The 26,817-nt window shown below is 35.0% G+C and carries 23 protein-coding genes; 22 read left to right on the top strand and 1 reads right to left on the bottom strand.

Features of this window, described 5'->3' with window-relative positions:
• The first annotated feature begins 622 nt into the window (after positions 1–622).
• The 5 genes from nhaA to K357_RS0100895 all read left to right on the top strand — a co-directional run bounded on the left by nhaA (position 623) and on the right by K357_RS0100895 (position 5,947).
• Entirely contained in the window at positions 623–1,774 is a 1,152-nt protein-coding gene (gene nhaA / locus K357_RS0100915) for a Na+/H+ antiporter NhaA (RefSeq protein WP_028257033.1), read from the top strand.
• A gap of 422 nt (positions 1,775–2,196) precedes the next feature.
• Positions 2,197–2,775, top strand: coding sequence for a 3D domain-containing protein (locus K357_RS0100910; protein WP_028257032.1), 579 nt, complete (start codon positions 2,197–2,199; stop codon positions 2,773–2,775).
• Between the two features lie 189 nt (positions 2,776–2,964).
• Entirely contained in the window at positions 2,965–3,231 is a 267-nt protein-coding gene (rpsO, locus tag K357_RS0100905; protein WP_051211932.1) for a 30S ribosomal protein S15, read from the top strand.
• Between the two features lie 531 nt (positions 3,232–3,762).
• Positions 3,763–4,689 carry an AEC family transporter gene (locus K357_RS0100900; RefSeq protein ID WP_028257030.1) on the top strand — a complete coding sequence of 309 codons (927 nt, stop codon included), beginning with the start codon at positions 3,763–3,765 and terminating at the stop codon, positions 4,687–4,689.
• Between the two features lie 232 nt (positions 4,690–4,921).
• On the top strand, positions 4,922–5,947 hold the full coding sequence (locus tag K357_RS0100895; protein WP_028257029.1) for a branched-chain amino acid aminotransferase: 1,026 nt from the start codon (positions 4,922–4,924) through the stop codon (positions 5,945–5,947).
• Between the two features lie 167 nt (positions 5,948–6,114).
• Here K357_RS0100895 and K357_RS0100890 read toward each other — a convergent pair whose 3' ends face one another.
• The gene (locus tag K357_RS0100890) at positions 6,115–6,504 is read right to left on the bottom strand and encodes a thioesterase family protein (protein ID WP_028257028.1); all 390 of its coding nucleotides are present in this window, start codon (positions 6,502–6,504) and stop codon (positions 6,115–6,117) included.
• A gap of 103 nt (positions 6,505–6,607) precedes the next feature.
• On the opposite strand from K357_RS0100890, the gene K357_RS0100885 reads away from it, so the two are divergent.
• The 17 genes from K357_RS0100885 (at position 6,608) to K357_RS0100800 (ending at position 26,736) form a co-directional block, all read left to right on the top strand.
• Positions 6,608–7,324, top strand: coding sequence for a TVP38/TMEM64 family protein (locus K357_RS0100885; protein WP_028257027.1), 717 nt, complete (start codon positions 6,608–6,610; stop codon positions 7,322–7,324).
• A gap of 62 nt (positions 7,325–7,386) precedes the next feature.
• Complete coding sequence (locus K357_RS0100880) at positions 7,387–8,580, top strand: aminotransferase-like domain-containing protein (RefSeq protein ID WP_028257026.1); 1,194 nt, start codon at positions 7,387–7,389, stop codon at positions 8,578–8,580.
• A gap of 152 nt (positions 8,581–8,732) precedes the next feature.
• Positions 8,733–9,572 (top strand): Mrp/NBP35 family ATP-binding protein, encoded by an 840-nt coding sequence (locus K357_RS0100875; RefSeq protein WP_028257025.1) that lies wholly within the window; start codon positions 8,733–8,735, stop codon positions 9,570–9,572.
• 583 nt (positions 9,573–10,155) lie between these two features.
• A complete protein-coding gene (locus tag K357_RS0100870; RefSeq protein ID WP_038113261.1) occupies positions 10,156–11,484 on the top strand; it encodes a M18 family aminopeptidase in 1,329 nt (442 codons plus the stop codon).
• An 894-nt stretch (positions 11,485–12,378) separates the two neighbouring features.
• Entirely contained in the window at positions 12,379–15,828 is a 3,450-nt protein-coding gene (locus tag K357_RS0100860) for a pyruvate carboxylase (RefSeq protein ID WP_028257022.1), read from the top strand.
• A gap of 232 nt (positions 15,829–16,060) precedes the next feature.
• Positions 16,061–16,519: a transcriptional regulator NrdR gene (nrdR, locus tag K357_RS0100855; protein ID WP_028257021.1), complete on the top strand. Its 459-nt coding sequence runs from the start codon at positions 16,061–16,063 to the stop codon at positions 16,517–16,519.
• 122 nt (positions 16,520–16,641) lie between these two features.
• On the top strand, positions 16,642–17,217 hold the full coding sequence (gene gmhA / locus K357_RS0100850) for a D-sedoheptulose 7-phosphate isomerase (protein WP_028257020.1): 576 nt from the start codon (positions 16,642–16,644) through the stop codon (positions 17,215–17,217).
• A complete protein-coding gene (rfaE1, locus tag K357_RS0100845; RefSeq protein ID WP_028257019.1) occupies positions 17,210–18,691 on the top strand; it encodes a D-glycero-beta-D-manno-heptose-7-phosphate kinase in 1,482 nt (493 codons plus the stop codon). The genes gmhA and rfaE1 overlap by 8 nt, the downstream gene beginning before the upstream one ends.
• A complete protein-coding gene (gene rfaD / locus K357_RS0100840) occupies positions 18,688–19,653 on the top strand; it encodes an ADP-glyceromanno-heptose 6-epimerase (protein WP_028257018.1) in 966 nt (321 codons plus the stop codon). Before rfaE1 ends, rfaD begins: the two co-directional genes overlap by 4 nt.
• Before the next feature lie 163 nt (positions 19,654–19,816).
• Positions 19,817–20,338: a D-glycero-alpha-D-manno-heptose-1,7-bisphosphate 7-phosphatase gene (locus K357_RS0100835; RefSeq protein WP_028257017.1), complete on the top strand. Its 522-nt coding sequence runs from the start codon at positions 19,817–19,819 to the stop codon at positions 20,336–20,338.
• Entirely contained in the window at positions 20,325–21,335 is a 1,011-nt protein-coding gene (locus K357_RS0100830; protein ID WP_028257016.1) for a glycosyltransferase family 9 protein, read from the top strand. The genes K357_RS0100835 and K357_RS0100830 overlap by 14 nt, the downstream gene beginning before the upstream one ends.
• Before the next feature lie 112 nt (positions 21,336–21,447).
• Positions 21,448–22,488, top strand: a complete 1,041-nt coding sequence (locus K357_RS0100825) for a glycosyltransferase family 9 protein (protein ID WP_028257015.1) — start codon at positions 21,448–21,450, stop codon at positions 22,486–22,488.
• A complete protein-coding gene (locus K357_RS0100820; protein WP_028257014.1) occupies positions 22,488–23,462 on the top strand; it encodes a 3'-5' exonuclease in 975 nt (324 codons plus the stop codon). Before K357_RS0100825 ends, K357_RS0100820 begins: the two co-directional genes overlap by 1 nt.
• A gap of 15 nt (positions 23,463–23,477) precedes the next feature.
• The gene (locus K357_RS0100815) at positions 23,478–24,875 is read left to right on the top strand and encodes an aminopeptidase (RefSeq protein WP_028257013.1); all 1,398 of its coding nucleotides are present in this window, start codon (positions 23,478–23,480) and stop codon (positions 24,873–24,875) included.
• On the top strand, positions 24,875–25,222 hold the full coding sequence (locus K357_RS0100810; RefSeq protein WP_028257012.1) for a hypothetical protein: 348 nt from the start codon (positions 24,875–24,877) through the stop codon (positions 25,220–25,222). Before K357_RS0100815 ends, K357_RS0100810 begins: the two co-directional genes overlap by 1 nt.
• Positions 25,223–25,235: 13 nt before the next feature.
• Positions 25,236–25,604 carry a Spx/MgsR family RNA polymerase-binding regulatory protein gene (locus tag K357_RS0100805; RefSeq protein ID WP_028257011.1) on the top strand — a complete coding sequence of 123 codons (369 nt, stop codon included), beginning with the start codon at positions 25,236–25,238 and terminating at the stop codon, positions 25,602–25,604.
• Positions 25,605–25,761: 157 nt separating this feature from the next.
• The gene (locus K357_RS0100800) at positions 25,762–26,736 is read left to right on the top strand and encodes an ABC transporter substrate-binding protein (protein WP_028257010.1); all 975 of its coding nucleotides are present in this window, start codon (positions 25,762–25,764) and stop codon (positions 26,734–26,736) included.
• The last annotated feature ends 81 nt before the right edge of the window (positions 26,737–26,817 follow it).

The raw sequence follows: 26,817 nt of genomic DNA, 5'->3' as shown, positions 1-26,817 counted from the left end.
CAGTGGTAATAGAGTGGTTGTCAGATCATTCAATGCCCTCTTTAGAGGGCTACCACTAGAGAAAGACCCTTATAGGGTCAGAGCAAACCACCCGTTCTACGGGTGGTTATAATTTTCATTACAATGATATGGTGACAGGATAGGTAATGTATTTCTGATAGGAACCTATTAACTGAGCATATATATATCTGATACAAAGTATATATGTGAACTGATAACATAAAGAGTCGTAAAAATATTATTCTTGATTAGATGAGGTATAATGTGAGTTTTATCAGTTAACATTGTTGATGAATAGCTAGAAAAATTAGATATCGTTAACAATTTTCTAGTTGATCAATAGGCTAGAATACGCATAGTTATACCATTTAATCTACTTACATTTAAAGATGATAGATATGTAGAAATGTCTTATTTTACTGTAAATATTATAATGCATCATGGATAGCATATACTAGTAAGAGCAGTAGTTATGCACAAAGAAAGTATAGATAAGAGCTAATCTATTAAAGCTAATTAATAACATCTTTCATTATATGGTAAAGTTATTATATAATATAATAGTTATTAAAGATACATATATAATGGATAAATCGGTAGTATATAATATGTGAGGTGTATAATGAGTAGACTTGTATTTTTTTTTCAATCTGCGTCCGCTAGTGGCGTATGTTTATTATTAGCAGCTTTGTTAGGTGTTTTCTTGGCGAATTCACCAGTAGCTGCACAATATTTTTCATTATTAGATATGAAAATTGGACCGCTTAGTATTTTACTTTGGATTAATGATGCGTTGATGGCCATTTTCTTTCTCTTTGTTGGACTAGAAGTTAAACGAGAAATGATTTCTGGCGAACTAAATACAAATGCAAAACGTTTATTACCAGGTATTGCTGCATTTTTTGGCTTGTCAGTACCAGCGGTTATTTACTACTTAATAGCAGGACATACAGAATCCTTTATTCCCGGCTGGGCTATACCTACAGCCACAGATATTGCTTTTGCTATCGGTATTGTTGCTATTTTAGGATCACGAGTACCACCAGCTATGAAAGTATTTTTGACAGCGTTAGCGGTTATGGATGATTTAATGGCTATCATTATTATTGCCGTTTTTTACACGACTAGCATTAAGTTTTTATTTTTACTTATAGCCGCAATGATTGTATTATTACTAATATATTGCAATAAGAAAAATTATGTGCGACCAATACCCTATATAGTACTAGGTATTGCTTTATGGTATTGCATATTGCAATCGGGGCTACATGCCACATTAGCAGGTGTTATTTTAGCATTAACAATTCCTTTGCATGGTGTAAGGGAAGGACGTCATATATCTCCACTCACCGAGTGGGAGCATGCACTAAGCCATTGGGTAAGCTTTTTTATTACGCCTTTATTTGGCTTCGCTAATGCAGGTGTGTCATTCTATGCATTTTCTATAGCTGATTTAGCACATCCAGTAGTGTTAGGCGTAGCACTAGGATTAGTATTAGGTAAACAATTAGGTATTTTTACAACATTATTCTTTTTAGTAAAATCAAAAATAATAGATATGCCTAAGGATACAACTTGGCCACAAGTATATGGGATTTCTCTGGTTTGTGGTATAGGATTTACGATGAGCTTATTTGTTTCTTTATTAGCCTTTGAGCCAGGTGATATCCAAGAAAAATCTAAAATTGGTATTTTTATTGGCTCTATTATATCGGGTGTATTAGGGTATATTGTGTTACGAATCAGTGGAAACAAATTCTCTCTAGAAAAGTAGTGTTGTATAAATTAATCTGTTCATGACCAGATAATGAAAAAATTAGATAAGTAACTGTGTGCATTTCGAATTATTTAAATATATAGGCATTATTTATATTAAATGGTCATAGAAATGATTATAATTTTGAAAATAAGGATATTTTTTTCAAAATTATATGATGATTGATAATGAAATTATAGAAAAAAATATTAATTTTTATATAGCAAGACCTTTTTGTGATAATTGTTATGTATTTTTGTAATACCTTGTGAAGCTTATAATAGAGGGATTTATAGAGTGTTGACAAAAATATTAAAGTGGGAAAAAAAGGTAAAAAAATATAATAAAGTGGTGGGTCATATCGTTTAAAGCGGTCGTTTTTTTGACAAATTCCCAAAAATACTGTAAAATTATTACCAGTTGAAAGGTATGAGGTGAATATGTTAAAAAAATATATTTTAAAAATGGTATTTTTAAGTTTGTTCCTTGTAATTTCTTCTTCTGCTATGGCAGCAAGTTTACATGTTGGAGATCAAGGACAATCTGTTAGACGGATGCAACAAGCATTAATTAATCAAGGTTATTTAATCGATGCGGCAGATGGTTATTTTGGAAATAATACATTGTACGCGTTACGTGTATTTCAACAAGAAAAAGGTCTTGATGTTGATGGAATAGCTGGACCACAGGTTATGAACGCTTTAGGAATTTCTAATGTGGCGAGTGGCGTTCCAAGTTCTTATCGACAACTTATTACGATGGATGCTAGTGCATATTCTGCAGATGATCCAGGTAATTCTTCTTATACAGCTATGGGTCACTATTTGCAACATGGCTATGTATCTGTTGATCCGAATGTAATTCCGTTAGGAACAGAACTTTATATTGAAGGTTATGGATATGCCGTAGCTGATGATACTGGCGGAGCGATTGTAGGAAATCGCATTGATTTAGCCATGAACTCTCATTATGATGCTATCCAATTTGGCCGTCAATCTGTTAACGTATACATATTATAAAATAAAAAATCTTTAGTACGTTTAGGGTACTAAAGATTTTTTATATTTACTGTATATAGTGAATTACTTTACTTTCCTATAAAAATATAGTACACTTAATAAGTCATTAGACGAAACGTAGGCTAAGTCTTCGATTCTCCAACGATTACTTAAGCTTAACGAGTTATGTGTATTTAGGAGGTAACGATAATGTTAACTACAGAAGCTAAACAAGAAATTATTAAACAATTTGCTGTTCATGAAGGCGATACTGGATCCCCAGAAGTACAAATTGCGATTTTAACAAACCGCATTGTGTACTTAACTGAACATTTGAAAGAACATAAAAAGGATCATCATTCTCGTCGTGGCTTATTAAAATTAGTAGGTCAACGTCGTAATATGTTAGATTATCTTCGCCGTAAAAATATTAAACGCTATCGTGCGATTATTGAAAAATTGAACTTACGTAAATAATAATTTACTCTTACTTATTAAAAAGCCATTGTAAAGTAGAAAATTACTTTACATGGCTTTTTTGTGTTCATTAGCATGTATAGTCATCGATAGATATATCTATAGGGATGAAAGAATTGGTATATGGTGATATGTCATTACTATTGATTTGATGGTGGCATATTTAATACTATCTACTAACAAACTATGTTCTCATGGATAGGCATGTTATTTTAGAGCTATAGAAAAAAACGTTCTATTTTCAATCCCGAAAAATAGAGTTATAGGACAAAACATGTTATTTTAAACACCCATGGAACTAGGAAATACCTAAATCTATCGGTATTTTATCTTTTTAACTGAACTGTAAAGGGCGGACAAAATGTGCTCTACATGATGAAAATCTTTATATTTACTAGTGTAAATAGGGTTTTATTTTCTAGGAATATGTTTTTACTAGTCTATGTGAAATCATGATGAGTATTAACGATATTTTGGATTATTTTCACATGTAGTATAATGACTCATAGAACGGAACGGGAGAGTGATTATATGACGAGTATCTTAATGCAACAAATTATAGTGTTATTTTTAATGATGGCCTGTGGTTATGGATTGGTAAAAGCAAAACTATTAACAACGAAAGACAGCCGAGTGCTGTCTATTTTGTCGATTTATTTAATCATTCCTTTTGTGATTATTAAAGCCTTTCAAATTGATTTTACGGATACCGTAAAGGATGCTGTTATGGTATCTTTAATAGCGGCTGTATTGATCAATGTGGGATTAGTGATAATTGGTCGTATAGCACATATGGTATGCGGTATGAATCATGTAGAAGAGGCGTCTATCGTCTATTCTAATGCAGGTAATCTTATTATCCCGTTAGTGATGAGTATGTTTGGGGATGAATGGGTTATATATGCTAGCGTTTATATGTGCGTACAATTGGTATTTATGTGGACCCATGGCTTTTCTCTTATGACAGGCGCATTTCATTGTAGTTGGAGAGCTATTATTAAGAATTATAATTTACTGGCTATTATAATAGGCATCGTATTAGCTATCTTGCAAATTCGTTTGCCCGTTGTAATGTATCAAGCTATGGATGCCATATCTCTTATGATTGGTCCAGTGTGTATGATTTTGTTAGGCATGGTGTTTGCTGGAACAGATATGAAAGAGATTTTTTTTAATCGTCGTGTGTATTTGGTATCCTTGTGGGCGATGGTAATTGATCCCTTGCTGATTTTGGTACTATTGAAATTAGTAGGTCTTGTTGATTGGGTAGAAAATGGTCATACTTTGCTCTATATTAGTTTTTTGGCAACCATGACACCAGCAGCAACGACCATTACTAATATGGCACAAGTATATAGTGGAATGGAAAAGGAAGCTGTGGCTATTAATAGTATGACGACGATTATTTCGATGATTACAATGCCTATTATGACGTTTTTATATATGGTAATTATGTAGTGCATAGAGGGAAGCGACATTATTAATGTATAGATAGGATTTTCTATTTCACGATGATGGTGGTGAATGGAGAAGGGATTCTTTAAAAAATAGGTCACTATATTGATTCTATAGAGTTAGAGTGATAAAATTTATATATGCATTGATGATAATGAGATTTATCAAGTGACGACATGCTATCACGTATATGATGCGTGGTTTGTATAGGGTCAAGTTATTGGAGGAAATCGATATGGCAAAAAACATTGATTGGAAAAATTTGGGGTTTGGATATATAGAGTCTGATTACCGCTTTGTATCTAATTATAAAGATGGTGCATGGGATGAAGGACAATTAATAACAGACGCTAATATTGTATTGAATGAATGTGCTGGGGTCTTTCAATATGCACAAACTGTATTTGAAGGGTTGAAAGCGTATTATACAAAAGATGGACATGTAGTGTGTTTTCGACCAGATTTAAATGGACAGCGGTTAGAGGATTCGGCGCGTCGTTTGGAAATGCCAGTGTATCCAGCAGATAAATTTGTAGAAGCAGTTAAACGCGTAGTAGAAGCAAATATTGATTCCGTACCACCATATGGAACAGGGGCTAGTTTATATGTCCGCCCATATATGATGGGAACAAATCCTGTCATCGGTGTTAAACCAGCGGACGAATATCAATTCCGTGTATTTGTTACTCCTGTGGGTCCTTATTTTAAAGGTGGAGTAAAACCAATTTCTATTAAAATTTCTGATTTTGATCGTGCAGCACCACATGGTACTGGTCATATTAAAGCTGGTTTGAATTATGCTATGAGTTTACATGCTATCCAAGAAGCACATCGAGAAGGATTTGCGGAAAATATGTATCTTGATCCAGCTACACGCACAAAGGTTGAGGAAACTGGTGGAGCTAACTTTATTTTTGTATCTTCTGATGGACATACATTAATTACGCCAAAATCAGATAGTATTTTGCCATCTATTACTCGTCGCTCATTGATGTATGTGGCGGAACATTATCTCGGTATGAAAGTAGAACATCGAGAAGTGTTATTAAGCGAAGTAAAAGATTTTGCAGAAGTTGGACTTTGTGGTACTGCTGCGGTTATTTCCCCAGTAGGACGTATTCATACAAATGATGGGGATATTCTTGTTCCTTCCGGTATGGATGATATGGGTCCTGTATTAACTAAATTACGTCAAACATTACTCGATATTCAACATGGTGAGTTAACAGCACCAGAAGGTTGGGTTGTTACGATTAAATAGTGATTTATATAATGAGGAAGGATTACCAGCAATATAACATTTGCTGGTAATCCTTTTTTATGCGTATAGTATAAATGTATTCATATAAGAACATATTACTCATAAGCGATTCATGTTTATATGGTTATGTAGTATTAGATAATGAGTTATTAGCTAATACAGTTAAGTTATAATTTTTTCTGCACTTTCATCATGAATTTTTCGTTATTGATAACGAATCGATGATGGGTACCTTTGCCAATTGTATTCACACCGTCATGAGCTTCTATTGAAAAAGTGATGTCACGCCCATTGACAGCAGTTACCGTAGCAGTGGCTGTGATGGTAGCTCCAATCGGTGATGGCGCATCATGTGTAATGGATAGTTGCGTACCTACAGTCCCTTCATTACTGTCGAGAGCAGGTAATACAGCAGCTTGAGCAGCCTCTTCCATTAAGGCACACATCGCAGGGGTAGCAAATACATCAAGGGCGCCACTTTTCATGGTTTTAGCAGTGTTAGTAGTGGTTACAGTGGTAGTGGTACTGGCCGACATACCTATGGTGATTTCTTTCATAAGAGAATCTCCTTTCCTATGATTAACAATATATCATAATTATATCATGACCTGTGGTATAATAATAATATTCATTGTAGATGAAATAATTAAAGAGGCATGTATGAATCAAAATCAAGAAAAACCTATAGTTTCAGGTGAAACTAATATAAAAATAGTTTCGGCTATTTTACTAGCGATCTTGTTAGGTGCTATTCATTTAGCCGTACCAGGTTTCTATAGTCAAATATGGTACTTAGCAACCGCTGGCAATATGGAAGAAATTATAGAAGTACTTCGTAGCTATGGCCCTTGGGCTATGCTAATCAGTATGATTATCGATATTTTAATCAACGCAGTCGGCTTTTTACCATCGATTTTTTTGTCAACTGCTAATGGTGTTGTTTTCGGCTTATTACCAGGTATTATTATTTCTTGGTTAGCTGAAACAATTGGTGTCGTGATTAGTTTTTATATTATGCGATTTTTATTGCATGATACAGCGACTAAGTTAATTTCTAAAAGTAAGTTTCTAGTAAAAGTGGATGATATTAGCGATAAAAATGGATTAGTGATTATGACTTTTGCTAGAGCATTACCATATTTCCCATCAGGCATTATTACAGCACTTGGTGCAATTAGTAAGATAAAACCTCGTGATTATATTATTGCAAATTTAATCGGTAAATTTCCTTCCACTGCGTTAGAAGTTACTGTGGGACGTGATGTAGTAATGTTACAGACACATATGGAACGCTTGGGAATTATTATTATTGGGGCAGCTATAGCATATTATATACTATGGAAATTATATAAACGGTATATGAAGTCAAGAAAATAGCTAGAATAGCTGCGATCTATATATCCTTATATACCAAGTAAGAAGAAAGGGAGTATTCATGTATGAGTTTTTCTATTCCAGAACGGGCACAATTAAAAGGACCTAATTTTATTCGTAAAGTATTTGAACGTGGTATCGGTGTTCCTGGCTTTATTAGTTTTGGTATTGGCAATCCTGCAGCCGAAGCAATCCCCGTTGCAGTTATACAAGATACAATTCGCCATATTATAGACACAAGTGCCTTAGAGTTATTACAATATGGACCTATGCAAGGCGATATAAAGTTGGCGGAACAAACAATTGAAAGACTTGTTATGAAACGGGGCATGAATAGAGACGGACAAGGTATTATTATTTCTATCGGAGCAGGTCAGTTATTAGGATTAATGCCTAGGACTTTTTGTGAAGAAGGGGACGAAGTATTTGTCGATGCATATACATTTACTAGCGCTATTAATGCGATTCGAAATGTAGGTGCTAAGCCTAGAGGCATTGCTACGGATGAAGATGGTATGTTGCCTGAAGCATTAGAAAGAGCGGCGAAAGAAGGAAAAGGAAAATATGTATATGTGATTCCTAACTTTCAAAACCCTACAGGGATTACGATGCCTTTATCTAGAAGAAAAGATATTTATGAAGTATGCCGGGCCTATGACTTAATGATTTTTGAAGATGATCCATATGGAGAAATTCGATTCGCCGGCGAAGATGTACCAACTTTTAAATCTTTTGATGTAGATAATCGTGTATTTTATGCTGGATCCTATTCTAAAACGATATCCGCTGGATTGCGTGTAGGATTTTTATTTGGACCAGATAAATTAATTAATACGATGCAGTCACTAAAAAATAATTGTGACGGTCAAATGCCATTAATTACGCAACGCATTGTGTCTGTCTTGTTAGATACGATTGATTATGATGCACAAATTCAGCATGTGAGGGATATTTATAAAAAGAAATGTGAATTAATGCTCGATACTTTTTATAAGACAGGAAGCCATCATGTTCAATTAACGCGACCAACAGGCGGTATGTTTATGTGGATGACTATGCCTGATCATGTTGATTGTGATGCCTTTTTTGAAGCATGTATGGATCATAAAGTAGGCATTGTACCAGGTGCTGCTTTTGCAGCGGACGGTGTAATAGATAGTCATTCGTTCCGCTTAAGTTATACGGTACCATCTCATGAAGAGATTGTTAAAGGTATGACGATTCTTGGCGAATTGACAAAACAGTTTTGCAAGGCATAGTATTTGATGATACTATATTGAAAAAATTGGATAATTATGATACTATAGTCATAGAAAATAAAAGAGCCGTAGAGCTCTATGGTATATAAGTATAGAAGAGTTAGTATGCTATTGTATACTAGTTCTTAGTATGTTGAAAGAAGGTGTCTTATATGGCTTGTGGCGGAAGTGGCTGTGATGGATGTCCATCAGCTTCTGCAGGTTGTGGTCAACAACAACAACCTCAAGATATGCATGCACAAATGCATGAGTTAAGTAATGTTAAACACGTAATTGGTGTCGTTAGTGGTAAAGGTGGCGTAGGTAAATCTTTGGTAACTAGCTTGATGGCAATTACTATGGCGCGAAAAGGATTTAAAACAGCGATTTTAGATGCAGATATTACTGGTCCAAGTATTCCTAAAGTTTTTGGCATAAAAGAAAAAGCAGGCTATGATGAAATTGGCATGCATCCAGCTACATCTCGTGGCTCTAAGGATGCACAAGGTGTAGATATTATGTCTGTAAACTTGTTATTAGAAAATGAAACTGACCCAGTATTATGGCGTGGACCGATTCTTGGTAATGTGGTAAAACAATTTTATACAGATGTAGTTTGGAAAGATATTGATTACATGTTTGTTGATATGCCACCAGGAACTGGTGACGTGGCAATCACTGTGTATCAATCACTACAATTAGATGGTATTATTGTTGTTACATCTCCACAAGATTTAGTGTCTATGATTGTAGAAAAGGCCGTAAAAATGGCTGATATGATGCAAGTACCAATTATTGGTGTAGTAGAAAACTTCTCTTATTTCCATTGCCCAGATAATGGAAAAGACTATAAGATTTTTGGCGATAGCCATATTGAAGAAATTCTTCAAAAATATGGATTATTATTATTAGGGCGTTTGCCAATTGATCCAGAAATTGCAAAATTATGTGATGCAGGAGCCATTGAAGCGATTGAAACAACTAATTTAGAACAGGTAGAATTGCCACAATAGGGCCTGAGATAAAAATAAACGTATATACTGAATATATTAGATATTTAGTATATACGTTTTTTCTTAATTTGCTTAGCGTAGTGAGCAACTGCAACATGTTGTAATATATACTGAGGAGCGTTGTTATATACTACTGGTTAACTTATATATGATAGAGATATTCCAGCCAGAGTATGCAAATGAGGTAGGAGAGTTACTTATACATCATATATTAGGTGGTGAAATAGGGCTTTACTATATTTTTTACTAGAAGTATCTTTATAGCAAGCTGCTCTATATGCATAGGTAATTTAGTATCATGTGTATAGCTATAACATTCATAGAAGAGATTATAGTTTAGGAAAATGAGAGGCAAGCTAATTTAGAAACTATTTGTCTTAGTCTATTCCTATGGTATGATTGTGTTAGTTCTAGTTAGTATAAAAAAGAGATTATGGATATTATTTGATGACGATTCTATCTCCTCATAGATTAGTAATTTTCACTATGGTTTTTTCGATTATTAGATTAGAACATATGATTATTTGCACTATACGTTGTAGATGTAGTGGTTGTTTATATAAGAAAGGTGTGGTCTTATTTTATGAAGTCCCCTATATCGTTACAAGATGAAAAAGTTGTATTCGATACAGTACAAGAATTGTTAGGCTATGTTAAACATTGCACCTCACCACAACAAACTGTATCTCATAGTATTTCTATATTAGAATCCAATGGATTCGTTGAATTAGGGTTAGGCGAATCATGGCATCTTACTTCAGGAAACTATTATATTAATGTATATGGAACTACCTTGATAGCCTTTCATGTTGGTACTCAATATAGGCATAACTTGAGAATTGCTTCAGCTCATACTGATTTTCCTGCCATTCGAGTAAAACCAAATCCTTTGGTAATCGTAAGTGAATATGGTAAATTGAATGTGGAAATGTATGGCGGATTAATTCTACACACATGGCTAGATAGGCCACTAGGTGCATCAGGCACGGTTATTCTTAAGGGAGAAAATCCTTTTGATGTAAGAGAAGTTACGATTGACTCAAATCGACCAATTGCGATTATTCCTAGCTTGGCAATTCATATGAACCGCCATGTAAATGAAGGAATTGCGTTACAGCGACAAAAAGAAATGCTACCTATCATTATGATGAAAGGTAGTACTAAGGATAGTGAATATGATCAATGGTTAGATTTTTTGGCTGGTGAAGCACAATGTAATCCTGATGATATTCTCTCTTTTGAAGTGACCTTGTATCCTACAGAAGATGGCACTACAGTTGGTTTGTATGATGAGTTTATTAGTGCCCCTCGATTAGATAATTTAACATCTTGTAAAGCTTGTTTGTCTGGCATTTTAGAAGCGAGTGAAAATGATGTGAATGGGATACGTTTGATTGCTTTATTCGATAATGAAGAAGTTGGGAGCCGTACGAAACAAGGTGGTGCTTCTATGATGCTACCGAATGTATTAGAACGTATTTATAAATCCTTAGGATTTGCTAAAGATGAATTAGATATGGATATGGCTGAAGGGTTTATGATTTCTTCTGATGTAGCTCATGGATTACATCCTAATTATCCAGAAAAAAATGATATTACGAATGAACCTATATTAAACAGAGGGATTGTATTGAAAGTAGCGGCTAGTCAATCCTATGCTAATGATGCTAAGGCGATAGGGATTGTTAAGTCCTTATGTGAAATAGAGGATATACCGTATCAATATTTTGTCAATCGATCCGATATACCTGGTGGCTCTACAGTGGGCTCGATTTCTTCTACTATGTTACCCATGAGGACTATGGATGTGGGTGTGCCTATATGGGCGATGCATTCTGCTAGAGAAACTATGGGTACTTTAGATCAATATAGTTTAGAGTCCTTGATGCGACTATTTATTGGTGGTAACTGATGATAATGTCCGTAGGTATTCTAGGAGGATTACTTTTTTTCTTGCTTAGCGGATTGATACAACCTAATTGTGTTCGTCTCTTAGCATGGTTGTGTGTAAACGATAAAGAACAATCTTGCTATGAGTCAGTGGGTAGTTGGAAATTTTCGCGACTGATATTGTATGGTCTTGTTTCTGTTTCAATGGTATTATGGCTATTTCCTATAGGCTGCATGTGTGCTATTGTATATTACAAAGCAATTGATGATATCTATACAGTATGTCATTTTTTCCTTTCCTTATATTGGATAGTAGTATTAGTATTATCTTTGTTGCAAGTTATGGAGCTAGTAGCAATAGGGCATCCATTTAGAGTTGATAATTACAGAACAAATCAATATTATCCTGTAGCGATGAGGATTGTTCTATCTATGATACCTGTTTTGGTAGGCATTAACGCATGCTTTTATATAGTTATGTATTCTTACCTAGAAACGATAACTTCGTTGTTAAGACAATGGATTCTATATATTAGTATCAATGGTATATATAGTGTTATTTTTGTTTGCCTCGTAGCACTCATTTTAACACATAGACACATGTACCAACATGTATTACAGTACGCCTATTTTCAGCGATTATGTTTGATATGGCCTTACATTATTTCTTTAGTTCTAGGCATAGAAATACTTTATATATTTTTTTGTGTTTTATATATTTGAAAAATGATGTAAAATATAAGATATACATATTACTTACAGACTATAGATACGCTTAAATATGTAAATAGTGTTTATCAATAAAAGTGATAAATTGATGTATGTATACATGTATACATACATGGTAGAGTTGAATTCTTTCATCTATATATTTACAATATGTAGTATATGGATAAAGAATTGAGGAGGAATTCTAATGAAAAAAATTAAGTCGGTCTTAGTGGCTAATCGGGGAGAAATTGCCATTCGCGTATTCCGTGCATGTAATGAAATGGGGATTCGCACAGTTGCCATTTTCTCTCAAGAAGATACATTATCATTACATCGTAATGAAGCGGATGAAGCTTACTTAGTAGGAGAAGGTAAAAAACCAGTTGATGCTTATTTGGATATTGAAGATATCATTCGCATTGCTCATGAACATGACGTAGATGCTATTCATCCGGGCTATGGATTTTTATCCGAAAATGCACAATTTGCTAAACGGTGCCGTGAAGAAGGACTTATTTTCATTGGACCAAACCTTGAGCATTTACAAATGTTTGGTGATAAAGTTAATGCACGTGAACAAGCAAAGTTAGCTAATATTCCAATGATTCCAGGTAGTGATGGACCACTTAAAAACTTTGAAGAATTAGAAGCATTTGCTAACACCCATGGTTTCCCATTAATGATTAAGGCTGTAAATGGCGGCGGTGGTCGAGGCATGCGTGCCGTTGATTGCATGGAAGATTTACGAGATGCCTATGATCGGGCCAAGTCAGAAGCTAAAAGTGCATTTGGTGATGATGATGTATATGTAGAAAAGTTAATTGTAGAACCAAAACATATTGAAGTACAAATTATTGGAGATACTCATGGTAATGTAGTTCATTTATATGAACGCGATTGTTCTGTACAACGTCGTCATCAAAAAGTTGTTGAAATGGCGCCTGCTTTTGCATTATCAAAGGAAATTCGTCGCAATATTTGTGATGCGGCTGTAAAAATCATGAATAATGTACATTATGTAGGTGCTGGTACAGTAGAATTTCTAGTAACTCAAGATGGAAGTTTTTATTTTATAGAAGTTAATCCTCGTATTCAAGTAGAGCATACTGTAACAGAAATGATTACGGGTATTGATATTGTACATACACAAATTCGCATTGCGGAAGGCTATGAGTTGCATAGTCCAGAAGTAGGTATTCCTCCACAAGATGAAATTCGTTGTGAAGGAACGGCGATTCAGTGTCGTATTACTACAGAAGATCCTACTAATCATTTTATGCCAGATACAGGTAAATTGTCTGTATATCGCAGTAGTGGTGGCTTTGGTATTCGCTTAGATGCAGGCAATGCATTTACTGGGTCTGTAGTAACACCGTATTATGATTCTTTATTAGTGAAGGCAACAGCTTATGCGCTAAATCATGAAGAGACCATTCGGAAAATGTTACGATGCTTGCGAGAATTTCGCATTCGTGGAGTAAAAACGAATATTCGTTTTTTAATGAATGTATTAGAACATCCTGATTTTGTAAGTGGACATTGTAATGTAAACTTTATTGATGAACATCCAGAATTGTTTAAGTTTAAAGCAACTCGTGACCGCGGCACTAAGTTGTTACACTACATCGCAGATATTACAGTTAACGGATATACGGGTACTGGCGCAGAAGCAAAGCCAAATTTTGATTCCATTGAATTACCTTCTACCTTAGAATGCTCTTTAGCAGAGGGGACAAAACAAAAATTCGATGAATTAGGACCTGAAGAGTTTTCAAAATGGGTATCTGCACAAGATAAAGTTATGTTTACTGATACTACATGGCGTGATGCACATCAATCTTTATTTGCGACTCGCTTGCGGACCATTGATATGGCACGAGTTGCTGGTAAGGCGGCACGTGGTGTACCTAATTTATTCTCCTTAGAATGTTGGGGTGGGGCTACGTTTGATGTAGCATATCGATTCTTACATGAGGATCCATGGGAACGATTGCGCATGTTTAGAAAAGAAGTACCCAATACGTTATTACAAATGCTGTTGCGTGGTGCTAATGCAGTTGGGTATACTAGTTATCCAGATAATGTAGTGCGTAACTTTATTCAATTAGCAGCTAAAAATGGTGTTGATGTATTCCGAGTGTTCGATAGCTTAAATAGTCTGGATAATATGCATATAGCTATTGATGAAGTTCGTAATCAAGGTAAATTAGCAGAAGTAGCCGTATGTTATACAGGTGATATTTTAGATGGTTCCCGTCCTAAATATAACTTACAATATTATGTAACTATGGCGAAAGAGTTACAAAAAGCGGGCGCTAATATTATTGCGATTAAAGATATGGCAGGCTTATTAAAACCGCAAGCGGCTTATAATTTAGTATCCGCTTTAAAAGATGCTACATCATTACCAATTCATTTACATACACATGAAGGTTCTGGTAATGCTATTTATACTTATGGCAGAGCGGTTGATGCTGGTGTAGACGTTATTGATTTAGCTTACTCCGCCTTTGCTAATGGCACTAGTCAACCAAGCATGAATTCCATGTATTATGGTTTGTCAGGACATAGTCGTCAGCCAAGTATGAATGCAGAATATATGCAAGAAATGTCAGATTATTTTGGATCAATTCGTCCTTACTATCGTGGCGTTGATCATACTGCACCATATCCTAATACAAGCGTATATCAACATGAAATGCCAGGTGGACAATATTCTAACTTACAACAACAAGCTAAAAGTGTAGGATTAGGTGATCGGTGGTCTGAAATTAAAAAAGTATATCACCAAGTTAATATGATGTTTGGGGATATTGTTAAAGTTACACCATCTTCTAAAGTAGTAGGCGATATGACTTTATTCATGGTGCAAAATAACTTAACAGAGCAAGACATTTATGATAAAGGTGATACACTTGACTTCCCTCAATCGGTAGTAGAATTCTTTGAAGGACGCTTAGGTGTACCATATCAGGGATTTCCAGAAAAACTTCAGAAAATTATTTTAAAAGGATTAAAAGCAATTAGTAAACGACCGGGTGCAGTATTGCAACCAGTTGATTTTGAACATGTACGTCATGAATTAGAGGAAAAAGGATATAATACAACTGATGAAGATATTAGTGCCTATTGCTTATATCCAAAAGTATATGAAGACTGGTCTAAATTTAGAAAGCAATTTGGCGATGTATCAGTGCTTGACACGCCAACTTTCTTCTTTGGTATGAATATAGGTGAAACTATACCTGTTACGATTGAAAAAGGCAAAACTTTAATTATTAAATTATTGTTAATTAGTGAACCGAATGAAGATGGTGACCGCGTTGTAGTATTTGAATTTAATGGACAACCACGGTCGATTAAAGTTCATGATAAACATGTTAAAACGAATGCATTGGCTCGTCGTAAAGTTGATGATACTGTACCAGGTGAAGTAGGGGCTACATTATCAGGATCAGTTGTTAAAATTATTGCTGTAGTCGGGCAGGCGGTTGCGAAGGGTGAACCACTTATTGTTACAGAAGCAATGAAAATGGAAACTACGATCACATCTCCTATTGATGGTATAGTGGAAACTATTTTTGTTCGCGAAGGTAGTCGTATTGAAAGTGGCGATTGCTTGATTAAGATTCAAGATAGTGTAAATAAAAAATAGTAGGTATATAATCTCCTAAATAAGTAAGTTTGTGAATACAATTCACTCATAGTACTTATTTAGGAGATTTTTTATGATGTGCGAACAAGATTCTGCTATAGATAGGTTAAAATCGATATGAGTTCATGAATATATATTGTCATCTATTCAAGAAAGGAAGATAGATGACATATTGAACGTTATTTAGTACAATATGTTGTATAGTATATATAAATTAGATAGGAGTAACATTATGAGATGTCCGTTTTGCCAACATACAGAAACTAAGGTTACAGACTCACGTGCTACGGATGATAGCAATAGCATTCGCCGACGTAGAGAATGTATGGCGTGTGGTCGTCGATTTACGACATATGAAATTATTGAAGAAGTACCTTTGATGGTATTAAAACGAAGTGGTCATCGTGAGTTATTTGATCGTGGTAAATTACTCAATGGTTTATTACGTTCTTGTGATAAACGAACTGTGCCTATGGCAAGGATGGAACAAGTTGTTAATGATGTAGAATATCAGATCCGCAATGAATCAGAAGATGAGGTTACAACGGATCATATTGGTGAACTAGTGTTGAATCAATTAAAGGAAATTGATCAAATTGCGTATGTACGATTTGCCTCTGTATATCGTAAATTTGATAATATCGATAGTTTTATGGAAGAATTAAAACATTTAAAAAATAGTGATCGTTAATCACCATTATGAGATTACAAGATCTATGTTTTTTGATTCATGTAATACATATAGTTACATCGTAGAATTACATGATCTTAGCATGAACAAGAATATGCTTATATCATATAGAAAGGAGACATATGGATACGAATCCTATTGTGAAACAAAGATGCATTGAACATTTAGATGTGTTCGGTAAATTTATAGAAGATGACTATTTATCTATTATTAGTGAAATTGGTGAGCGATGTAAACAAGCAGTAGCCGATGGCTATAAAATCCTGCTATGCGGTAATGGTGGGTCAGCTGCAGATGCACAACATTTAGCAGCGGAATTGATAGGACGGTTTGTTAAAGAACGTCGCTCATTAGCAGCAGTCGCGTTGACTACAGATACTTCTATTTTAACATCTATAGCTAATGACTATAGTTATGATACTGTGTTTGAACGACAGGTAGAAGGATTAGGGCGTGCTGGAGATGTATTAATTGGTATTTCTACTTCAGGAAATAGTGAAAATGTGTTGCGCGCGATGAAAAAAGCTCGTGATATAGGCATGCATACGATTGGGCTCACTGGTGAAGATGGTGGAAAATTAAAATCCATATGTGACTTAACATTGACTGTGCCTAGCCGTATAACCGCACGCATTCAAGAAATGCATATCTTAGCAGGGCATATTATATGTGAGTTGGTGGAAGAAGATTATGATTAACACAACAATTAATGAATTTTTAAATCACACATTACCAAATTTAAAAATTGCTGTTATTGGTGATATTATGCTTGATCGTTATATATATGGCAATGTTAATCGCATTTCACCAGAAGCACCTGTACCTATTAATAAGGTGTCGCAGATTAAAGAAGTGTTAGGTGGAGCTGCGAATGTCGCTTCGAACTTAGCAAATTTAGACTGTTATGTGTATTTAGGGGGCATTGCAGGAGATGACGATCATGGGACTATGTTACAACAATTATTAGCCCATGAAAATATTGATGGAAATGGTATTTTATATAGCAAATCTCATAGTACTACTACTAAAATGAGGGTATTAGGTAATCGACAACAAATGATGCGCCTTGATTTTGAGACTGTACAAACATCATCTTTAGAAGAAGAAGAACAGTTAATTCAATGGCTAAGTGCATTATGTCGTCAAGGCATTGATGGAATTGTTGTATCAGACTACGGCAAAGGTGTTTGCACACCTAGTCTGTTAAATAGAATATGGGCACTTGCTAAGGAGCACTCTATTATTACTATTGTTGACCCTAAAGGTTCTGATTGGTCTAAGTATGAAGGTGCCACTTGTATTACACCGAATGTAAAAGAATTAAGTGAAGTTGTAGGCTATGAGTTAGAAAATACGAACACGATGATTGTAAAAGGAGCAACATCGATTCTAGGTAATTTAGATATTTCCTATATGATTGTTACTCGCTCTGCGGAGGGGATTACTCTTGTCAGTCAAGAAGGAAAGGTATGGCATAACCCGGCTACACAACAAGAAGTATTTGATGTGAGCGGTGCAGGTGATACAGTAGTGGCTATGATGATTACAGCACTGGCAGGCAATTTATCGTTACGTCTCGCTTTACATGTTGCGAATGGCGCAGCAGGTATTGTAGTTTCTAAAGTTGGTACTTATCCAATTCATCGTAAAGAATTACAAGAATTATGGCACGATTTACAAAAAGATAAACTTTTACATACATCTGTATATTCTTGGGAGACTATGAAAGAATTAATTGATCATTGGCAAGCACAAGGTGACACCGTTGTATTTACGAATGGTTGCTTCGATATTCTTCATAAGGGTCATATTTCTTATTTACAGGAAGCTGCTACATTAGGAGATCATTTAATTATAGGCCTAAATAGCGATCAGTCGGTACGACGTTTAAAAGGAGAAACAAGGCCAATTGTTAGTGAAAATGATCGAGCAGCTGTATTACAAGCATTAGGTTGCATTGATGGGGTTGTTATATTTAATGAAGATACGCCAGCTGAGTTACTCGCTGAGTTGCGACCAAATATTCTCGTTAAAGGTGGCGACTATGAAGTGGAAGATGTTATTGGTCGTGAGTTTGTAGAAGATGTTAGAATCCTATCCTTTAAGAAAGGATATTCTACATCGAGTATTATAAATCGTATAGCTACATTGGCGAAGGAGAATAAATTATGATTATCGTAACAGGTGGAGCTGGCTTTATTGGCAGTAATATTGTGAAAGAACTAAATAATAGAGGTCGCAATGATATACTCGTTGTAGATGATTTGACCGATGGACGAAAAGTTCGCAATTTACAAAATCTTGACTTTTATGATTATATTGATTGTGAAGATTTTGATGAAGCGGTGGCGTTAAATACGTTTGACTGTGGATCGATAGAAGTTGTATTTCATGATGGTGCTTGTGCAGATACAATGGAATATGACGGAAAATATATGATGAAAAATAATTTTGAAGGCACAAAAAATTTATTTCATTATTGTCAAGAACGTCGTGTACCAATGATTTATGCCTCATCTGCATCTACCTATGGGAGTGGGAAGAATGGCTTTACTGAGAATCCTAGTTGTGAAGAAGCTTTAAATCCATATGCATACTCTAAATTATTTTTTGATCGGTATTTACGAAAATTTGAGGGATGCCTAGAATCGCAAGTAGTGGGATTACGTTATTTTAATGTGTATGGGCCTAATGAATCACATAAAGATAATATGGCTTCTTTAGTTCGCCAAATGTTTTATAAATTATGTGAAACCGGTGAGATTACTTTATTTAAAGGCACTGACGGCTATGCAGACGGGGAACAAAAACGTGATTTTATTTACGTAAAAGATGTGGTAAATGTGAATTTATTTTTTTTGGAGCATCCTGAAATTAGTGGTATTTTTAATTGCGGCACAGGTCAGGCACATACATTTAATGAATTTATGCAAGCTGTCATTGATTATCATGGTAGTGGACAGATACGATATATTCCATTTCCAGAGGTATTAAAAGGAAAATATCAAAGTTATACAGAGGCAGATACAACTAAACTTATGGCAGTAGGTTATGATAAAGGTTTTACTAAGTTGACGGATGCAGTTCATGAATACTGTGAGTTATTAGATAATAATGAAGGCTACTTGCGATAAAATAGTATTTTTTCTGTGGAAGTATCATAAATGTATAGAAAGGAATTCTAGGAGCATACTTTTATGGAGAAGAAAATTTAATTAGGGCTATATATATAATTTCTTATAAAGAATTGGTAGATAGTACTATATAGAATACATTCTATAAAAGGAGTAGACAATCATGAAGAAGAAAATTTTATTTTTAGATCGTGATGGTGTACTCAATCGCGATGTATCCTATTTATATAAAATTGAAGAATTTGAATGGATTGATGGGGCTATTGCTGCACTGATTGAAGCCTATCACAGAAATTATGAAATTATTATTGTCACTAATCAAAGCGGTATCGCAAGAGGGTACTATACAGTAGATGATATGAATCGTTTACACGCCTATATGGTAGAAGAATTACGTGGTTATGGAGTGCCTATTTTAGATATTTTTTATTGTCCTCATCATAAAGATGGAATTATTCCTATGTATACAAAGGACTGTGATTGTCGAAAGCCAAAACCTGGCATGCTATTTCAAGCCATGAGAAAGTATGATATAGACAGGGCATCTAGTTTTTTAATAGGGGATAGTACTCGAGATGTAGAAGCTGCTCATAATGCAGGTATTGATGGGTACCTATTTTCTGGAGGTCGTCTCGATCTATTTATGAAACAAGTATGGGAGCAACGAGTTAATGAAGAAATATAAAAATATACTAATCATAAAAATGAGTTCTTTAGGTGATGTGGTTCATGCATTGCCTACATTAGCTGCATTGCGACATAATTGCCCTCAAGCTAACATAACATGGGCTATTCACAAACAATTTGCTGATATATTACCAGGTAAACCATGGTTGGATGATGTTATTTTTATTGATAAACATAAATTAACATCTATTTCGTATATTAAAACGTTGTGGAAAGATCTGCATGCTTGCCACTTTGATATGACACTAGACTTGCAATGTTTAGCTAAAAGTGCCATTGTGTCTTGGTGTTCGGGTGCTAAGGAGAAATATGGTTATTGGGAATTACGTGAAGGAAGTCGCTTTATCAATACACCATTGATAGGGCCACATAAATATGATCATGTTATTGAACGTTATTTAGATACGGTACGCGTATTGGGTGGTGTAGTTGATGATATCGAGTTCCCATTACCGTATTATGAAGCAGCAGCTCAACATGTACATGAGCTGCTTTCTGTTCGTAGTAGTCAACATGATTCATATATTGTAGTTGCTCCTGGTGCTAGATGGACCGTCAAAGAGTGGCCTGTTGATTCATTCTCTGCACTATGTAAACGCCTATGTCTAGATAATCGTAAAGTAGTATTGATTGGAGCAGCTGATGATATTCCTAAAGGAGCGATTATAGAAAAAGCAGTGTGTCATAGCAATTTAATTAATTTGATTGGACAAACTACAATGCCTGAATTAATTGAACTAATTCGTATCTGTGATTTATATATTAGTGCAGATACAGGACCATTGCATATTGCCAATGCTTTAAAAAAACCATTGATTGCATTATTTGGTACTACTTCTCCAGAACGCACAGGACCATATGGAGGCAATCATATTCATCTAATTGTATCTCCTACATCAGCAGCAACACCAAAAAAACCATTAGTTAATGATACAGAATGTATGAAACAAATTACGATAGATGATGTATGGAATATGTATGAACATATCTTATAGAGCGTATTAATAGGAAAGAGTATAATTGCTAAGCAGGAGCTGTACTTAACAGACTATATAAGTGCTTACTTTACATGACTTTAAATAGATGTTAATAAGGAGATGTCATATGATAGAATTAAATCATAAGCATATAGTGGTTACATTTCTTATGCATTTGGGAGATGTCATATTAACATCTCCTTTTGTAGAGGTGTTAAGAAGAGCAGCACCTAATAGTCATATAACGTATGTAATTGATGAAAAATTAGCGGATGTTATGCGTTATAGTCCTTATATTGATCGATTAGTAGTAGTAGATAAAAAAGGAAAACATAATAGTATTAGAGGATTAAATGAGATTGCTAGACAAATTAGGCAGGATAAAGTTCCGGATATAGTTATTAATTTGCATCCTAATGAACGAACGTCATATTTGGCTTGGAAAATTGGGGGTCATTTTACGACGGGGATGAGTCATTTTCTCTTTCGCCCCTTTATGAGTCAATATATTCGACTTGATAGACGTACTAGGCATGCAGCAGATATGTATTTACATGTGCTAGAAGAGTTAGGTGTTAGTAATATTGAAAATCATGGCTTGCATATCGAAACTTGTCCAACGTGGGATAAAATAGCAGATGATTTTTATCGCCAGTCAGGCGTGGTAGATAGTGATAAGGTGATTGGTTTTAATATTGGGAGTGCTGTTATCGAAAAACGATGGCCTAAAGAGAGATTTGCGTTAGTAGCAGATTATTTTGCTAATAGAGGGTATAAAACTATTTTTTTCGGTGGACAGATGGATGTAGATATGGTCTGTGATGTACAACAATTAATGAAATCTTCTCCTATTATAGGTACTGGTAAATTTTCTATTGGTGAATTGGCGGCGGCAATGAGACGATGTCAAGTACTAGTGACAAATGATTCTGGTCCTATGCATGTGGCCGTTAGTCAAGGTGTACCTATTGTAGCCCTATATGGTCCATCTAATCCTTTCTTTTACGGCCCCTACAAGTCCAAAGCTATTGTGCTAGAATCTATGGATTCTTATGATATTCATAAAAATATGAAGCAAGTTATTCGTGAAGGCACTTATAAAGGGTTAAGCGTTATTAACACTGATGATGTTATCCATGCGGTAGAAAGCATTGTTAGTACAGGTGCATAATGGAATATATTGTATTTGATTTGGAATGGAATCAGCCATTTCATAATGATATTTCTTTTTTAAAGTATACAGGATTTCCTTTAGCAGGAGAAATTATAGAAATTGGTGCGATAAAATTAGATGGGAGACTTCATATTATTGACCGGTTTAAAGTTTTTGTAAAACCTAAGTATTTAAAAACGATGAATACGCATGTAGAGGCATTGACAAGAATTTCTTCCAGTGATTTAGCTAAAGGAGTCTCGTTTAAAACGGCCTATACTATGTTTATTCATTGGTGTGGGGCTCATTCGGTATTGTTAAGTTGGGGCCATGATGATTTTACTATGCTCCGTGATAACATGCAGTTACATCGTCTTTTTACGCCTCAACTACCAGTATGGTATGATGCTCAATTAATTTATTCCTATCATGTTTTAGGAACATATCAACAAGTAGGATTACAAAAAGCAATGGATTCATTGGATATAGAATCGGGTCAATTAGAGGCTCATGATGCCTTACATGATGCTATTTTTACGGCTAAAATTTGTCAAAAAATTAATTTGCTAGAAGGTATTAAAAGATACTCATCTAGCAATATAAGAAGTAGAAATCCTCTATTAGGGATTGATGTAAAGGCTTTCTTTTTATATGAGAATTTTTCTGTGACGGATAAGGTCATGGCGGATAATAAGATTAGAACCGTTTACTGCCCTAATTGTCAAGCTAAGATGACATGTCTTCGCCCAGAAAAAGTAGGCCATGGTAAATATATGTCTATCGCCCATTGTGATACACATGGAACATTTTCAGTCCAATGGAAAATAGGAAAATATATAAGCAGAAGAGGTAAAAGACGTGTTTATGTTACTAAGTCTATCGGGGCTAGTAACAAAGATGTTGAGCAATTTTATACACAACGTGGTATGATTAATAAAGAAAAGGAAGAACGAGCTAGAGAGCGTTATCATAAACGCATGGCAAATCGTTAGAAAAGGAGTAGTTATATGGAACGAAAAATTGCATGGCATGAGTATGAACAAAAAGACATAGAAGCGTTGGAATTGTTATGCCAAGAGTATATACAGTTTTTAAATGATGGTAAGACAGAACGAGAATGTGTTGTCCAAGCTGTACAACAAGCCAAGCAAGCTGGGTATAGTGATTTAGATTCTTACATACAATCGGGCAAAAATTTACAGCCAGGTGATAAAGTATATAAAGTTCATATGGGAAAATCGATTGCTTTATTTAATATTGGTACAGATGATATTCAAAAAGGAATGAATTTATTAGGCGCTCATATTGATTCACCGCGTATTGATATTAAGCAAAATCCTCTCTATGAAGATAGCAATTTAGCATTTTTTGACACCCATTACTATGGGGGAATAAAAAAATATCAGTGGGTAGCTATGCCACTTGCTTTGCATGGAGTAATCGTAAAAAAGGATGGCACTACGATTCATATAACAATTGGTGAAAAGGATAGTGATCCAGTATTTTGCATTACCGATTTGTTACCACACTTGGGGCAGGAGCAGATGGAAAAGAAGGCTTCTAAAGTGATTGAAGGGGAAGCTCTCGATGTATTAATTGGTAGTCAGCCAGTAAAAGGTGAATTAAAAGAGGGTGTTACTAAATTTTTAAATGTCATATTTAGTAAGGAATATGGATTTGAAGAAGAAGACTTATTATCTGCTGAATTAGAAATTGTTCCTGCTGGCAAAGCTCGAGAGTTAGGCTTTGATCGGAGTATGGTGATTGGTTATGGACAAGATGACCGCGTGTGTGCATTCACGTCGTTGGTAGCAATGCTTGAAGTGGATCAAGTGAAACGTACGACGTGCTGTTTACTAGTTGACAAAGAGGAAATTGGTTCTGTAGGTGCTACAGGTATGCAATCAAAATTTTTCGAAAATGCGGTTGCAGAAGTGTTAGAATTAATGGGCGAAACAGGCACCTTAGCAATTCGTCGCACGTTGGAAAATTCTCGCATGCTTTCTTCTGATGTAAGTGCTGGTTATGATCCTTTGTATGCATCGGCATTCGAAAAGAAAAATGCCTCTTTCTTGGGTAAAGGGGTGGTCTTTAATAAATTCACAGGATCTCGTGGTAAATCCGGATCCAATGACGCTAATGCTGAATATATGGGGTTTATTCGCCGCATTATGGATGATAATCAAGTGGCCTTTCAGACTGCTGAATTGGGCCGTGTTGACTTAGGTGGCGGCGGTACTATCGCTTATATTATGGCTCTATACGGCATGAATGTGATTGATTGTGGTGTGGCTGTTCTTAGTATGCATGCACCATGGGAAATTACAAGTAAGGCAGATATTTATGAAGCAAAAAAATGTTATATTGCATTTTTGACAGCGGCAGCGGAGGGGTTGACTAATTAATGTCTTTTTTAGGTGAGAAATCTAATATAAAAACAGTAAAAGTTGATATTTTTGATATTCCAGAAGCAAAGGCAGAGGAATATATAGCTGATCGCGAATTAGTAGCTACTGAAGCGGCACGTATTATGCAGCCATATTGCGTTAAAGTAGTACGAGAAACTTTGGATGAACAAGAAGGGGAAGCAGTAGTCGGCTATTTTGTCACTGGAGATATTTTATTTGCTGTTATATTAGATCCTTTTGAAGTGCCTGTTATGAAAATAGCTTTACAACGAGGTAAGTTACGAGAATATATTTTGGCGGCTAATGAGTTGACAGAAGACATGTTAGCAACGATTGAAAAATGATAAGGAGATAGTCATGTTATTAGTAGAGTATCCTACATGTACGACCTGTAAACGGGCTAAAAAATATTTACTAGACCAAGGCGTTGATTTTGTTGCGAGAGATATTAAACTAGATAATCCTAACATTACTGAATTAACAAAGTGGTATCGTCATAGTGGACTTGCACTTAAGAAGTTTTTTAATACGTCAGGACAAGTATATCGCAATGAAAATATAAAAGATAAATTAACTACTATGACAGAAGATGAGCAGATCGCATTACTAGCATCGAATGGTATGCTTGTTAAACGTCCTATTTTAGTAGTTGATGATGTAGTGTTGGTAGGATTTAAAGAAGACGTGTGGCATGAAACATTAGTGCAACATGGCTATATTAAATAGGATAGCTTTGACATATTACTAATTACTATAAAAAAGAATAGGGTATGTATTTTGGTAAAATCTATTGAACTTTTATGGAAAAACGTCTATAATCGTTGTATTAGTATCTCCTTGGGAGAAGTTAATTGTAGAATAGTAGGTAGAGGAGGATTTTATTATGAAATGGAAGCAAGGATTAGCCTTAGCAGTAGGTGCCATACTTACAATTGGAGTGATGGCAGGATGTGGTAATAATCAAGGCAAAAAAGATCACTACAAAGTAGGAATCATTCAGTTAGTAGAACATCCCGCATTGGATGCAGCGAATAAAGGCTTTATTGATGGATTAGCATCGAAGGGCTATAAGGATAATGTAGAGATTGATCAACAAAATGCGCAAGCCGATCAATCTAATTTAAATAGTATTTCACAACGATTTGTATCAGACAGAAAAGATTTAGTCTTAGCGATTGCTACGCCAGCAGCACAATCTATGGCGAATGCTAGCAAGGATATCCCTATTGTGGGGACTGCAATTACTGATTATGAATTAGCTAAATTAGTTAAGTCTAATGATAAACCAGGTACGAATGTAACTGGTACTAGCGATTTAAGTCCTGTAGAGAAACAAATTGATTTGATGATGAAATTTATTCCAAATCTAAAAAAGATAGGTGTTGTTTATACGTCTAGTGAAGTTAATTCACAAGTTCAAGTTGAAAAAATGAAAGCCTATGCAGCTACGAAGGGAATCACTGTAGAAGAAGCTACTGTATCGAATGTTAATGATATACAGCAATCAACACAAAACTTAGTAACACAAGGAGTGCAGGCTATTTATGTGCCGACTGACAATATTGTAGTATCTGCTATATCTAATTTAATTGGTATTACGGATGCAGCTAAGATACCTGTATTCCCAGCAGAAGAAAACTTGTTAAAATCTGGCGCGATTGCTACATATTCTGTAGATTACTATCAGTTAGGATTCCAAGCAGGAGAAATGGCTGCTAAGATTTTAGCAGGCGAAGCTAAACCAGCAGACATGAAAATCGAAATACAAAATGATTTACGATTAAAAATTAATGAAAAAGCTGCTGCTGCATTAGGACTTACTATTCCTGAAGAATTACGAAATGAAGCTAACAAATAGCATTTATATAGTTATAATTAGTAATAGTATGTAAGTAAATAAGTAATAATGCGTATTGTAGATAATCATGTATTTACAATA

It is taken from the genome of Veillonella montpellierensis DSM 17217 (assembly GCF_000426745.1).
Taxonomy (GTDB): Bacteria; Bacillota; Negativicutes; order Veillonellales; family Veillonellaceae; genus Veillonella; species Veillonella montpellierensis.
Note: the sequence above shows the minus strand (reverse complement) of the source record. Positions and strands in the feature narration are given on the sequence as shown.

What these genes read in the sequence shown, in the direction of transcription:
- rfaE1 (WP_028257019.1), top strand. Translation starts at nt 17,210, where the DNA reads ATGATTAACACAACAATTAATGAATTTTTAAATCACACATTACCAAAT.
- K357_RS0100900 (WP_028257030.1), top strand. Translation starts at nt 3,763, where the DNA reads ATGACGAGTATCTTAATGCAACAAATTATAGTGTTATTTTTAATGATG.
- K357_RS0100800 (WP_028257010.1), top strand. Translation starts at nt 25,762, where the DNA reads ATGAAATGGAAGCAAGGATTAGCCTTAGCAGTAGGTGCCATACTTACA.
- K357_RS0100890 (WP_028257028.1), bottom strand. Translation starts at nt 6,504, where the DNA reads ATGAAAGAAATCACCATAGGTATGTCGGCCAGTACCACTACCACTGTA.
- K357_RS0100870 (WP_038113261.1), top strand. Translation starts at nt 10,156, where the DNA reads ATGAAGTCCCCTATATCGTTACAAGATGAAAAAGTTGTATTCGATACA.
- K357_RS0100830 (WP_028257016.1), top strand. Translation starts at nt 20,325, where the DNA reads ATGAAGAAATATAAAAATATACTAATCATAAAAATGAGTTCTTTAGGT.
- nhaA (WP_028257033.1), top strand. Translation starts at nt 623, where the DNA reads ATGAGTAGACTTGTATTTTTTTTTCAATCTGCGTCCGCTAGTGGCGTA.
- rfaD (WP_028257018.1), top strand. Translation starts at nt 18,688, where the DNA reads ATGATTATCGTAACAGGTGGAGCTGGCTTTATTGGCAGTAATATTGTG.
- K357_RS0100810 (WP_028257012.1), top strand. Translation starts at nt 24,875, where the DNA reads ATGTCTTTTTTAGGTGAGAAATCTAATATAAAAACAGTAAAAGTTGAT.
- K357_RS0100885 (WP_028257027.1), top strand. Translation starts at nt 6,608, where the DNA reads ATGAATCAAAATCAAGAAAAACCTATAGTTTCAGGTGAAACTAATATA.
- K357_RS0100805 (WP_028257011.1), top strand. Translation starts at nt 25,236, where the DNA reads ATGTTATTAGTAGAGTATCCTACATGTACGACCTGTAAACGGGCTAAA.
- K357_RS0100875 (WP_028257025.1), top strand. Translation starts at nt 8,733, where the DNA reads ATGGCTTGTGGCGGAAGTGGCTGTGATGGATGTCCATCAGCTTCTGCA.
- gmhA (WP_028257020.1), top strand. Translation starts at nt 16,642, where the DNA reads ATGGATACGAATCCTATTGTGAAACAAAGATGCATTGAACATTTAGAT.
- nrdR (WP_028257021.1), top strand. Translation starts at nt 16,061, where the DNA reads ATGAGATGTCCGTTTTGCCAACATACAGAAACTAAGGTTACAGACTCA.
- K357_RS0100815 (WP_028257013.1), top strand. Translation starts at nt 23,478, where the DNA reads ATGGAACGAAAAATTGCATGGCATGAGTATGAACAAAAAGACATAGAA.
- K357_RS0100895 (WP_028257029.1), top strand. Translation starts at nt 4,922, where the DNA reads ATGGCAAAAAACATTGATTGGAAAAATTTGGGGTTTGGATATATAGAG.
- rpsO (WP_051211932.1), top strand. Translation starts at nt 2,965, where the DNA reads ATGTTAACTACAGAAGCTAAACAAGAAATTATTAAACAATTTGCTGTT.
- K357_RS0100860 (WP_028257022.1), top strand. Translation starts at nt 12,379, where the DNA reads ATGAAAAAAATTAAGTCGGTCTTAGTGGCTAATCGGGGAGAAATTGCC.
- K357_RS0100910 (WP_028257032.1), top strand. Translation starts at nt 2,197, where the DNA reads ATGTTAAAAAAATATATTTTAAAAATGGTATTTTTAAGTTTGTTCCTT.
- K357_RS0100880 (WP_028257026.1), top strand. Translation starts at nt 7,387, where the DNA reads ATGAGTTTTTCTATTCCAGAACGGGCACAATTAAAAGGACCTAATTTT.
- K357_RS0100820 (WP_028257014.1), top strand. Translation starts at nt 22,488, where the DNA reads ATGGAATATATTGTATTTGATTTGGAATGGAATCAGCCATTTCATAAT.
- K357_RS0100835 (WP_028257017.1), top strand. Translation starts at nt 19,817, where the DNA reads ATGAAGAAGAAAATTTTATTTTTAGATCGTGATGGTGTACTCAATCGC.